We start from the raw sequence: 9,160 nt of genomic DNA on the forward strand, positions 1-9,160 counted from the left end.
AGGCCGCGGCGCTGGCCGGCGAGGCCGACTGGCTGGCGGCGCTGGGCGAGGATGCGGCCGTGGCCGGCATCGCGACCGGGCGCGGCCGGCCGCTGCGCTTCATCGCGCAGTCCGAGCTGCCGCCCGGCGTCGCCTACGAGACGCAGATCGCCGCCACCGGCGGCGTGCCCACCCGTCATAACCTCCACGATTTCTTCAATGCGCTGGTCTGGTTCGCCTACCCGCGCTTCAAGGCCGCCATCAACGCGCGGCAGGCCGCGGCGATCGACACGCTCGGCGTGGGCGGCGCGCGTGGTGGGCTGCGCGACGCGCTGACCCTCCTCGACGAGAACGGCGCGCTGTTCGTGTGCGCCGATCCCGCGCTCGGCGAGGCGCTGCGGTGCTTCGGCTGGCAGGCGCTGTTCGTCGAGGCGCGCGCGGCCTGGGGCCGGGCCTGCGAATTGCGGCTGGTCGGCCACGCGCTGCTCGAAAAGCTGGTGCAGCCCTACAAGGCCTGTACCGCGCATGCCTGGATCGTCGCGGCACCGCCCGCCTATTTCGATTGGGACGAGGGCGCGCGGCGCGGCTGGCTCGATGCCCATGTCGCCGCCGGTTTCGATGCGCGCCTGCCCTCGAGTCGCGGTTTCGCGCCGCTGCCGGTGCTCGGCGTGCCGGGTTGGTGGCCGGCAAACCAGGATCCGGGCTTCTACGAGGACGCGCAGGTATTCCGCCCCGGGCGGCGCCAGCCGGCCTGAGCGTGGCGTCCGGCCCGGCCGGCCGCGGCGGGATTGCCGGGCGATTCGACCCCGATCGATCAGGCTGCAATCACGGCGACTTCCCGACGCGAAACGGCCACGTCCGCCGCTCCCGGCTCGCGGCGCGACCCTGTCGATGCTAGAATCCGCCTCGCAAAGTGGGCCAGGCAGTCGCGGCCTGCGCGGTTTCGGCCGCGCGGGGCGAGGAAAGTCCGGACTCCGCCAGGGCAGGGTGATGGCTAACGGCCATCCGTGGTGACACGCGGAACAGGGCAACAGAGAACAGACCGCCGATGGCCCGGCGCAAGCCGGGATCAGGTAAGGGTGAAACGGTGCGGTAAGAGCGCACCGCGGCTGCGGCGACGTATGCCGGCACGGTAACCTCCACCCGGAGCAATTCCAAGTAGGCAGGCGCGCATCCTCGCGATGCAGGACGGTGCCCCCGTTTCGCCTGCGGGTAGGAAGCTTGAGCGCGTCAGCAATGGCGCGCCTAGAGGAATGACTGCCACGCCTTGCGCGTCCTGGACGCGCGAGGTGCACAGAATCCGGCTTATCGGCTCGCTTTGCCGCTGGATTGAAGAAGGCCGGCGCCCCGGAAGGGCGCCGGCCTTTTGCTTTGGCGCGTGGGCTTTCGGCGCGCGGGCGCGCCGGCCGGCCTCAGTCGGCGACGATGTCGAACGAATGCGTCAGCTCGGCCGTCTTGGCGATCATGATCGAGGCCGAGCAGTACTTGTCGTGCGACAGGTTGATGGCGCGCTCGACCGTGGTCGGGTTCAGGTTGCGGCCCTTCACGGTGAAGTGGAAGTGGATTTTGGTGAACACCTTGGGATCCTCGCTGGCGCGCTCGGCCTTCAGCGACACCGAGCAGCCCGTCACTTCCTGGCGGCTCTTCTTGAGGATCAGCACGACGTCGTAGGCGGTGCAGCCGCCGGTGCCGAGCAGCACCATTTCCATCGGACGCGCGGCGAGGTTGTGGCCGCCGCCCTCGGGGGCGCCGTCCATCGTCACCAGATGGCCGCTGCCCGTCTCGGCGACGAACGCCATGCCATCCTGGCCCATCCAGCTAACTTTGCATTCCATGCGTGTGCTCCAGCGTTTGCCGATTCGATTGCGAACCGGCATTGTAGCCCGCGTCACCAGGCTCGGCTGATGCGCTGCGGGAACGGCGGCGGTCTCGTCGCATCGCCCGAGGTTTCCCTCCAGGCGGCGGCGCGCCCCGGTCCCGGAGATAATGGCTAAGACGCTGATTTCAATGGGGATTGCGGAAACGGCAACGATCGATATGAAAATTTCATATTATGGTTGGCGTTTTCACTATATAGATTTGCTTGTATTGCGCTGCCCAGGTTCCTATAATTTTCCTCATCGATTGTCGCGCTGCGGCAATCCCTGCATGTCTCCTCCACCCTCCTCCAAAGGTGGATTAAGCCCGAACGATGGTTCGGGCTTTTTTTCGTCCGTCCGCCGCCGGACGTGCCGGCGAGGGCGGCTTTCGACCCGTCCCCGGGCGCTGGTTCGAACCGCGAGAAACGGGGCTCGATACGCGCCGATCTGGCCTCATCGAGGCGTCTCGAGCCGGTTCCCGCGCGAGACCTCGATTTCTTTGACCGCTCCCGCAGATTTCCTTTATAATTCAGGGTTTTCCGCATTCATGCCCGCGGAGAAGACCAGGGAGAGCCTGCACAGCGCCCAGAGCGCAACCAATCCAAGCAGGAAAAAACAAGGGCAGCAGTCATTATTTTTGGATCGATCATGAAGACGTTTTCCGCAAAAGCCCATGAGGTGACGCGCGAATGGTACGTGATTGACGCGACGGATAAGGTTCTCGGCCGTGTCGCCAGCGAAGTGGCACGCCGTCTGCGCGGCAAGCACAAGCCTGAGTTCACCCCGCACGTCGACACCGGTGATTTCATCATCGTCATCAACGCGAGCAAGTTGAAGGTCACGGGCAACAAGGTTCTCGACAAGAAGTACTACCGTCACTCGGGCTACCCGGGCGGCATCTATGAAACGACGTTCGGCAAGATGCAGGAACGCTTCCCGGGCCGTGCGCTCGAGAAGGCGGTCAAGGGCATGCTGCCGAAGGGCCCGCTCGGCTACGCGATGATCAAGAAGCTGAAGGTCTACGCAGAAGCGACGCATCCGCATTCGGCACAACAGCCGAAGGCGCTCGAGATCTAAGGGGACCCACATGATCGGTAACTGGAACTACGGTACGGGCCGCCGCAAGAGCGCAGTCGCTCGTGTCTTCATCAAGGCTGGCAAGGGCGACATCATCGTCAACGGCAAGCCCATCGCTGACTACTTCTCGCGTGAAACCTCGCTGATGATCGTGCGCCAGCCGCTCGAGCTGACGAACCACGGCCAGACGTTCGACATCAAGGTCAACGTCACGGGCGGCGGTGAGACGGGTCAAGCCGGTGCAGTGCGCCACGGCATCACCCGCGCGCTGATCGACTACGACGCGACGCTCAAGCCGCAACTGTCGACGGCCGGCTTCGTGACGCGCGATGCGCGTGAAGTCGAGCGTAAGAAGATGGGTCTGCGCAAGGCACGTCGCGCCAAGCAGTTCTCGAAGCGTTAAGCGCTTCCGGCAGATTGCCCCAGGGCGATGCGCCGACGAAAACCGCCAGTCATCGACTGGCGGTTTTTTTATGGCCGGAACCGGTCGAGGAGCGTGCCCGCGGCGCGCGAATGAGGGCGCGAACCGCTTGATTTCGCGCACTTCGGCACGATCTTCGGAACCGCCCTACAATAGCGGCTAGAGTTTTCTGGAGAGTTCGCAATGAACGCTGTCACCGAATCCGCGGTTACCACCGCCACCGAAATGCCACTGCCCTTCGTCTTCACCGACGCGGCAGCCGACAAGGTCAAGCAACTGATCGACGAAGAGGGCAATCCCGAGCTGAAACTGCGCGTGTTCGTGCAGGGCGGCGGCTGCTCCGGCTTCCAGTACGGCTTCACCTTCGACGAGGAAGTCAACGAGGACGACACCGTGATGGTCAAGAGCGGCGTCCAGCTGCTGATCGACTCGATGAGCTACCAGTACCTGGTCGGCGCCGAGATCGACTACAAGGACGACCTGAACGGCGCGCAGTTCGTGATCAAGAACCCGAACGCGACCACCACCTGCGGTTGCGGTTCGTCGTTCTCGGTCTGAGCCGGCTCGACTGAGCGGTTCGCGCGGGCGCCGTCGCGGCGGCCCGTGCATGCAAAACCCCACGCCGTGCGTGGGGTTTTTGTCGTTTCCGCGCCGTACAGGAACGGCTCGGCGGACTTCAGCGCGGATAGAGCGCGCCGAGCACGCGTTCGCCGGCGGCGCCCGTCACGCCGGGGATGTTGCCGGCCAGGCGCGCCGTGAAGCGGTAGGCCAGCCAGGCGAAGGCGATCGCCTCGACCTGCTGCGGCGGCACGCCGAGCGCCGCCGTGGTGTCGAGCGAGGCGCTCAGCCCGGCGGCGGCCAGCGCATCGCCGAGCGCGCTCATCAGCACCGGGTTGCGCGCGCCTCCCCCGCATACATAGACGGCCCGGCAATCGGGCGCATGCCGCGCGATCTCGCGCGCCACCGTGACGGCCGTGAGCGTGGTCAGGGTGGCCTGCACGTCCTCGGGGGCGACCTGGGCGAAGGCCTGCAGGCGCGTCTCGAGCCAATCGGGGTTGAACAGGTCGCGCCCTGTGCTCTTGGGCGGCGGCAGGTCGAAATAGGGCTCGGCGAGCAGCGCGGCGAGCAGGGCCGTATCGGTCCTGCCGCGCGCGGCGAAGCGGCCGCCCTCGTCGTAGGGCTTGCCGAGATGGCGCAGCGCCCAGGCGTCGAGCAGGGCATTGGCGGGCCCGCAATCGAAGCCGCGCACGCCGGCGCCGCCATGTGCGCCCTCGGCCGGCAGCAGCGTGATGTTGCTGATCCCGCCGAGATTGCAGACCACGCGCGTCTGCTCGGGCGAGCCGAACAGCGTGGCGTGGAAGGCCGGCGCGAGCGGCGCGCCCTGGCCGCCGGCGGCGATGTCGCGGCTGCGGAAATCGGCGATCACGTCGATATGCGTGAGTTCGGCGAGCAGGGCCGGGTTGTTGGTCTGGCGCGTGTAGCCGCGCTCGGGCCGGTGCCGCACGGTCTGGCCGTGCACGCCGATCGCGCGCACGTCGGCGGGGCCCAGGTTGGCGGCGCGCTGCAGCTCGTGGCAGCAGACCGCGTAGCGCGCGGCCAGCGCATTGGCGGCCAGCGATTCGCGCTCGATCTCGTCGCTGCCGGGCTGCTGCAGCGCGAACAGCGCCTCGCGCAGCGAATCGGCGAAGCCCACGAAGGCTTCGGCCAGCACCGCCGGCGGTTCGCCGGCCGCGAAGCGCACGGCGATGCCGTCGCAGCCGTCCATGCTGGTGCCGGACATCAGCCCGAAATAGACGCCATCGGCGGGATGGCCCGGCTGGGTGCGCTTGGCTGGATTGGGCGCCACGGTTTCGCTCCTGTCGTGATGCGCGCGGGCGACATGCCCGGCCGCGGGTGTCCCGATTATCCGCGCAAGCGAGCGCGCCGTTAAGCGATACCGGTCCGCGCGCGAGTTATGGGAAAATCCCGGTTTTCCCGACTAACCTCGTTCCCGCCCCCGATGAGCCAAGATTCCCAAACGAAGCCGGCATTGCCGATCACCGACGGCGTGCGCGAAGCGCTCGCGATCACGAAACGCGGCGTCGACGAGCTGCTGATCGAGGACGAGTTCGCGCAGAAGCTGGCGCGCAGCGAGGCCAGCGGCACGCCGCTGCGGATCAAGCTGGGCCTGGATCCGACCGCGCCCGACATCCACATCGGCCACACCGTGGTGCTCAACAAGATGCGCCAGTTGCAGGACCTCGGCCACACGGTGATCTTCCTGATCGGCGACTTCACCTCCCTGATCGGCGATCCCTCGGGCCGCAACGCCACGCGCCCGCCGCTCACGCGCGAGCAGATCGAGGCCAATGCCAAGACCTACTTCGAGCAGGCCGCGCTGGTGCTCGACCGCGAGAAGACCGAGATCCGCTACAACAGCGAATGGTCGATGCCGCTCGGCGCCGACGGCATGATCAAGCTGGCCTCGCGCTACACGGTGGCGCGCATCCTCGAGCGCGAGGATTTCACCAAGCGCTTCCAGGGCGGCGTGCCGATCTCGATCCACGAATTCCTCTACCCGCTGATGCAGGGCTACGACTCGGTGGCGCTCAACGCCGACCTCGAGCTCGGCGGCACCGACCAGAAGTTCAACCTGCTGGTGGGCCGCGAGCTGCAGAAGCAGTATGGCCAGGAGCCGCAGTGCATCCTGACCATGCCGCTGCTCGAGGGCCTGGACGGCGTGGAGAAGATGTCGAAGTCCAAGGCCAACTACGTCGGCATCAGCGAGAAGCCCACCGACATGTTCGGCAAGCTGATGAGCATCTCGGACGTGCTGATGTGGCGTTACTTCGAACTGCTGTCGTTCCGCCCGATGGCCGAGATCGCCGGGTTCAAGGCCGAGATCGAGGCGGGCCGCAACCCGCGCGACTTCAAGGTGCTGCTGGCGCAGGAGATCGTCGCGCGCTTCCACTCGCAGGCCGACGCCGAGCGCGCGCTGGAGGACTTCAACCACCGCGCCAAGGGCGGCGTGCCCGACGATATCCCGGCCGTCACGCTGGGCGGCGCGCCGCTCGCGATCGGCCAGTTGCTCAAGCAGGCGGGGCTGGTGCCCTCGACCAGCGAGGCGCTGCGCAACATCGAGCAGGGCGGCGTGAAGATCGACGGCGCCACGGTGTCCGACAAGGGCCTCAAGGTCGAGGCCGGCGAGTACGTGGTGCAGGTCGGCAAGCGCCGCTTCGCACGCGTCACGCTCGGCGCATGATCGCGCTGATCCAGCGCGTGCGGCGCGCCGAGGTGCGCGTCGGCGAGCGCGTCACGGGCGAGATCGGCGCGGGCCTGCTCGCGCTGGTCTGCGCCGAGCGCGGCGATCACGAGGCCGCGGCCGACAAGCTGCTGACCAAGCTGCTCGGTTATCGCGTGTTCAGCGACGCGGCCGGCAAGATGAACCTGCCGGTCAGCAACCTCGACGGCGCGGGCCGGGCGGGCGGCCTGCTGCTGGTCTCGCAGTTCACGCTGGCGGCCGATACCAACAGCGGGATGCGGCCCAGCTTCACCCCGGCCGCGCCGCCCGAGGAAGGCGCGCGGCTGTTCTCGTACTTCGTCGAGGCCGCACGCGCGCGTCACCCGATCGTCGAGACCGGCGAGTTCGGCGCCGACATGCAGGTCTCGCTCGTCAACGACGGCCCCGTCACCTTCTGGCTGCAGGTGCGCCCGTCCTGAGGACGGCGCAGCGACGGCCCGTTTCACGCTTCGCGACATCGATGACCACGCAAATCCTCTTCATCCGTCACGGCGAGACGCCGTGGAACCGCATCAAGCGCATCCAGGGGCATATCGACATCCCGCTCGCCGAGACCGGCGTCGAGCAGGCGGCGCGCCTGGCCGAGCGGTTCGCGCGCGAGGCCGGCGAGGGCGCGCGGCTCGACGCGATCTATTCGAGCGACCTGCAGCGCGCGCGCCAGACCGCGCAGCCGAGCGCCGACGCGCTGGGTCTGCCGGTGGCCCTGGACGAAGGGCTGCGCGAGCGCAACTACGGTGCCTTCCAGGGCCACGACAGCGGCGAGATCGCCGAGCTGTTTCCCGATGCCTACGCGCACTGGCAGACGCGCGACCCGGGTTTCGAGCCGGCGGGCGGCGAATCGCATCGCGCTTTCTATCACCGCGTGCTGGCCGCGATCGCGCCGATCGTGGCCGCGCATCCGGGCGGGCGGATCGCGATCGTCACGCACGGCGGCGTGCTCGACTGCGTCTATCGCCGCGCGGCCTCGCTGCCGCTGGAGGCGCCGCGCCAGTACGCGCTGCTCAACACCAGCATCAACCTGGTCGAATTCGACGGTGACGCGCCGCGTATCCTGCGCTGGGCCGATGTCGACCATCTCGGCGGCGAGAGCGACGACGACGGCTACCGCAAGGTGCTCTGAAGCGCGTCCACGAATGCAAACGGCCCCGCTCAGGCGGGGCCGTTTGCATTTGGCGCGCGGTTCTTACTGGATGCCGTGACGCGTCTTGTAGTCGAGCGCGTAGGCGAGCTTGCCGGGCTTGGAGGCCGTGATCGGCGCGATCAGGTCGCCGAAGGTGCCCTTGCCGTACTTCTTGCCCGCGTTGATCTGCGCGAGGCGGCCGAGATCGGCGCCGCTCTTGCCGTCGATCACCGGATCGGTGGTGGCCACCATCTTCAGCGAGGCGTTCCAGGTCGCGTTCAGGTAGCCCGTGTCGGCCGTGGCCGGATCCGGGTCGGTCGCGCCGAGCTTGCCCAGCGTGTAGCCCGACAGCGGGAAGTTCGCGCGCAGCCAGTCGGCCCAGTAGAACTCGAGGAAGTCGGTGGAGGGCGTCGGCTTGCTGTAGCCGATGTCGCGCGTGAAATAGACCAGCGAGCGATAGACGTCGTCTTGCATGCCGAGCTTGAGGCCCAGGCCGGTGGGCAACTGCGCCGGCGTGATCGCCGCGCCCCTGGCGTCCTTCAGGCGCGTGTAGCCGCGGCTTTGCATCTCGGCCCAGAATGCGCTGCCGCTGTAGCCGCTCAGGTTGTCCTTGACGATCACGTGCACATGCAGCGCCGCGCCGCCGTCTGGCACCTCGTAATAGGTCGACAGGCCGTGGTGGCCGTCGGTCAGGTAGAGCGTGTCGCCGTTCGGGCCGATCACCACCGGGTTCAGCACGCTGGTGTCGCGCTTGCTCGCGTCGCTGGTGCTGCAGGCGTAGCTGCTCGCGTCGCTCAACTTGGAGCCTGCGCCCGAGCTGCCCGAGACCAGGCCGCCGAGGCCTTCGTCGGCGCAGAAGTCGTCGAACTTCTTGGTCGGGTCGAGTTCGTAGCGGCCCAGCTTGTAATAGATCTGGTCGTAGCCGAGCGCGGCCTGGGTCGGGTGCAGCTCGCCGAGCGCGACGTCGAGCATCTGGCCGGCGCTGGCCGATTGCCATTTGCCGGGCGTGGGAGCGGGCGTTGCCGGCGTGGTGGAGGTCGACGAGGACGGCGTCGGCGCGGCGGCGAGCGAGGGCGTGGCTGCCGTGCCGTCGCCGCCGCAGGCGGCCAGCGCGAGCAGGGACGAGAACGAGGCGGCCAGGGCGAGACGGCTGAGCGAGACAGGCATGGTGTGGGCGGTCGGTGAGAGTGACGGCGGCGCGGCACGGGCGGCGCGCGAAAAGGCGCCAGCTTGCCGGTTCGATATGACAGCAATTTGAAATGATGTCGATCGTGATCGCAAGTCTGTCGACAGCAGGCGGTAAGGCGTGAGGCGCGCGAGCCTGCCGGCCTTGCGGATCTAACGCGAGGGCGGGCCGGTTTCGGTGCGCGGATCCGCGGCCTGGCCGGGCGGCTCGCCGCGGGCCGCGGCCGGGGCGGCGCCTG

10 protein-coding genes and 1 other RNA gene are annotated in these 9,160 nt (G+C 67.9%); 8 read left to right on the forward strand and 3 right to left on the reverse strand.

All coding sequences use genetic code 11. The annotated features are described in order from the left end of the window. Positions 1–734 (forward strand): DUF3025 domain-containing protein (locus tag F3J10_RS32575; protein ID WP_167243813.1); only part of this gene is annotated, 734 nt, incomplete at its 5' end. A 155-nt stretch (positions 735–889) separates the two neighbouring features. Then, an RNA gene (gene rnpB / locus F3J10_RS32580) (RNase P RNA component class A) lies at positions 890–1,303 on the forward strand. An 88-nt stretch (positions 1,304–1,391) separates the two neighbouring features. Here rnpB and F3J10_RS32585 read toward each other — a convergent pair. Then, positions 1,392–1,856: an OsmC family protein gene (locus tag F3J10_RS32585; protein WP_172535096.1), complete on the reverse strand. Its 465-nt coding sequence runs from the start codon at positions 1,854–1,856 to the stop codon at positions 1,392–1,394. Positions 1,857–2,486: 630 nt separating this feature from the next. On the opposite strand from F3J10_RS32585, the gene rplM reads away from it, so the two are divergent. The 3 genes from rplM (at position 2,487) to erpA (ending at position 3,894) form a co-directional block, all read left to right on the forward strand. Further along, the gene (gene rplM / locus F3J10_RS32590; protein ID WP_012734653.1) at positions 2,487–2,915 is read left to right on the forward strand and encodes a 50S ribosomal protein L13; all 429 of its coding nucleotides are present in this window, start codon (positions 2,487–2,489) and stop codon (positions 2,913–2,915) included. A 10-nt stretch (positions 2,916–2,925) separates the two neighbouring features. Beyond that, positions 2,926–3,318 carry a 30S ribosomal protein S9 gene (gene rpsI, locus F3J10_RS32595; protein WP_013696656.1) on the forward strand — a complete coding sequence of 131 codons (393 nt, stop codon included), beginning with the start codon at positions 2,926–2,928 and terminating at the stop codon, positions 3,316–3,318. Between the two features lie 201 nt (positions 3,319–3,519). Then, entirely contained in the window at positions 3,520–3,894 is a 375-nt protein-coding gene (gene erpA / locus F3J10_RS32600; protein WP_167243814.1) for an iron-sulfur cluster insertion protein ErpA, read from the forward strand. Between the two features lie 118 nt (positions 3,895–4,012). Here erpA and F3J10_RS32605 read toward each other — a convergent pair whose 3' ends face one another. After that, the gene (locus F3J10_RS32605; RefSeq protein WP_025096773.1) at positions 4,013–5,182 is read right to left on the reverse strand and encodes an anhydro-N-acetylmuramic acid kinase; all 1,170 of its coding nucleotides are present in this window, start codon (positions 5,180–5,182) and stop codon (positions 4,013–4,015) included. 153 nt (positions 5,183–5,335) lie between these two features. Here F3J10_RS32605 and tyrS point away from each other — a divergent pair, with 153 nt between their 5' ends. Genes tyrS through F3J10_RS32620 form a run of 3 tightly spaced genes read left to right on the forward strand, consistent with a single transcriptional unit; the run spans position 5,336 to position 7,736 of the window. Next, positions 5,336–6,577: a tyrosine--tRNA ligase gene (gene tyrS / locus F3J10_RS32610; RefSeq protein ID WP_025096772.1), complete on the forward strand. Its 1,242-nt coding sequence runs from the start codon at positions 5,336–5,338 to the stop codon at positions 6,575–6,577. Further along, entirely contained in the window at positions 6,574–7,035 is a 462-nt protein-coding gene (dtd, locus tag F3J10_RS32615; protein WP_025096771.1) for a D-aminoacyl-tRNA deacylase, read from the forward strand. Before tyrS ends, dtd begins: the two co-directional genes overlap by 4 nt. 41 nt (positions 7,036–7,076) lie before the next feature. Continuing rightward, positions 7,077–7,736 (forward strand): histidine phosphatase family protein, encoded by a 660-nt coding sequence (locus tag F3J10_RS32620; RefSeq protein ID WP_167243815.1) that lies wholly within the window; start codon positions 7,077–7,079, stop codon positions 7,734–7,736. Positions 7,737–7,799: 63 nt separating this feature from the next. Here the strand turns inward: F3J10_RS32620 and F3J10_RS32625 are convergent, their stop codons facing one another. After that, positions 7,800–8,903: a ParB/Srx family N-terminal domain-containing protein gene (locus F3J10_RS32625; protein ID WP_167234101.1), complete on the reverse strand. Its 1,104-nt coding sequence runs from the start codon at positions 8,901–8,903 to the stop codon at positions 7,800–7,802. Positions 8,904–9,160: the final 257 nt, after the last annotated feature.

This window comes from Burkholderia sp. Cy-637 (genome assembly GCF_011753175.1).
In the GTDB taxonomy this organism is placed as follows: domain Bacteria; phylum Pseudomonadota; class Gammaproteobacteria; order Burkholderiales; family Burkholderiaceae; genus Burkholderia; species Burkholderia gladioli.

Bases quoted from the DNA above. Each gene is read 5' to 3' on its own strand.
- rpsI (WP_013696656.1), top strand. From the start codon at position 2,926: ATGATCGGTAACTGGAACTACGGTACGGGCCGCCGCAAGAGCGCAGTC.
- tyrS (WP_025096772.1), top strand. From the start codon at position 5,336: ATGAGCCAAGATTCCCAAACGAAGCCGGCATTGCCGATCACCGACGGC.
- erpA (WP_167243814.1), top strand. From the start codon at position 3,520: ATGAACGCTGTCACCGAATCCGCGGTTACCACCGCCACCGAAATGCCA.
- F3J10_RS32625 (WP_167234101.1), bottom strand. From the start codon at position 8,903: ATGCCTGTCTCGCTCAGCCGTCTCGCCCTGGCCGCCTCGTTCTCGTCC.
- F3J10_RS32585 (WP_172535096.1), bottom strand. From the start codon at position 1,856: ATGCCGGTTCGCAATCGAATCGGCAAACGCTGGAGCACACGCATGGAA.
- dtd (WP_025096771.1), top strand. From the start codon at position 6,574: ATGATCGCGCTGATCCAGCGCGTGCGGCGCGCCGAGGTGCGCGTCGGC.
- F3J10_RS32620 (WP_167243815.1), top strand. From the start codon at position 7,077: ATGACCACGCAAATCCTCTTCATCCGTCACGGCGAGACGCCGTGGAAC.
- rplM (WP_012734653.1), top strand. From the start codon at position 2,487: ATGAAGACGTTTTCCGCAAAAGCCCATGAGGTGACGCGCGAATGGTAC.